The 1300-nt window shown below is 77.2% G+C and carries 2 protein-coding genes and 1 pseudogene; all 3 read left to right on the forward strand.

The window, feature by feature from the left end:
- Positions 1-375, forward strand: a pseudogene (locus tag B7L92_RS41705) (hypothetical protein); the annotation flags it as partial.
- Positions 365-565, forward strand: a complete 201-nt coding sequence (locus B7L92_RS35475; protein WP_218030497.1) for a hypothetical protein — start codon at positions 365-367, stop codon at positions 563-565. The pseudogene B7L92_RS41705 and the gene B7L92_RS35475, both read left to right, overlap by 11 nt.
- 92 nt (positions 566-657) lie before the next feature.
- On the forward strand, positions 658-1300 hold a 643-nt coding region (locus B7L92_RS35480; RefSeq protein WP_143626440.1), incomplete at its 3' end, for a CapA family protein.

Here is a 1300-nt window from a genome sequence, read left to right on the forward strand (position 1 = left end):
CCGCCCGACCACACCCCAACAACCGACACCCCGCCAAACCGCACCCCGACAACCGGCACCGCGCCCGACGCCGGTCACCACGTCGGCCGTACGCCCCCCGAAGGCGACGCCCACGCCCGCACCGACACGGTCCGCGGCGGCCGAACCCTCGGCGCCGCCCCGGCGGACCGCGACGGCGCGGACACCGAAGGCGCAACCGAAGCCGTCGGCTCCCGCCCCGGCGTCACCCGCTCCGACGCCCAGGCCGACGGCGCCCGCCCTGAGGCCCACGCCATCCGTTCCGGCATCCACGCCATCCGTTCCGGCATCCACGCCGGCGCCCTCCGCTCAGAAGCCGTCGGTGGCGGCGCCGACGCCGACGGCCGTGGGCGGTGAACCGGCGACCACCACGTGGTACACCTCCTCGGCCGCGGTGGCCGCCGCCCGGCGCATGGCCGCCGCCGGCACCGTCGGTGACCCTGCCTGCTCGATGGCAGCCGTGGGCCGGCCGGACCCCGGCCTGGTCCCGCGGAGCAGCCGGATCGGCATCGGCCACCACGGCGGGTACTGGTGCCTGATCCGGTGAGGGCCCGCGGCGGCCGAAGGGGCGGGGAGCCGGCCCGTACAGGGGACGCACAGCGGTACGCGCTCTCCCGCGGAAGCTCCTACCGTTGACACATGGCCAGCGGCGCCGTGGTCACCCTGTTCCTGTGCGGCGACGTGATGCTCGGGCGGGGCGTCGACCAGATCCTCGACCGGCCCGGCGACCCCGCGCTGCGGGAGGACTACGTCACGGACGCCCGGTCCTACGTGCGCATGGCCGAGTCGGTCAACGGCCCGATCCCGGCCCCCGTGCCGCCGTCCTGGCCGTGGGGTGAGGCGCTCCGGCTGCTGGAGACCGCCGCCCCCGACGTCCGGATCGTCAACCTCGAGACATCCGTCACGCGCGGTGGCGCGTTCGCGCCCGGCAAGGCGGTCCACTACCGCATGCATCCGGCCAACGTGCCCGCCCTCACCGTGGCCCGGCCCGACGTCTGCGTCCTGGCCAACAACCACGTGCTGGACTTCGGCCGGGCGGGCCTGGAGGAGACGCTGGACACCCTGGAGCGCGCGGGCCTGCGGACGGCGGGCGCCGGGCGGAGCGCCGAGGAGGCGTACCGGCCGGTGGCCGTACCGGCCGGTGCCGGCGGCCGTGTCCTCGTCCTCGCCCTCGGAGCGGGTTCCAGCGGCATCCCGCCCGACTGGGCGGCGACCGCCGCCCTCCCCGGCGTCGCCCGCGTCCCCGACCTGTCGGCCGCCACGGCCGACGCGGTGGTGCGGC

This window comes from Streptomyces viridosporus (genome assembly GCF_002078235.1).
GTDB lineage: Bacteria > Actinomycetota > Actinomycetes > Streptomycetales > Streptomycetaceae > Streptomyces > Streptomyces viridosporus.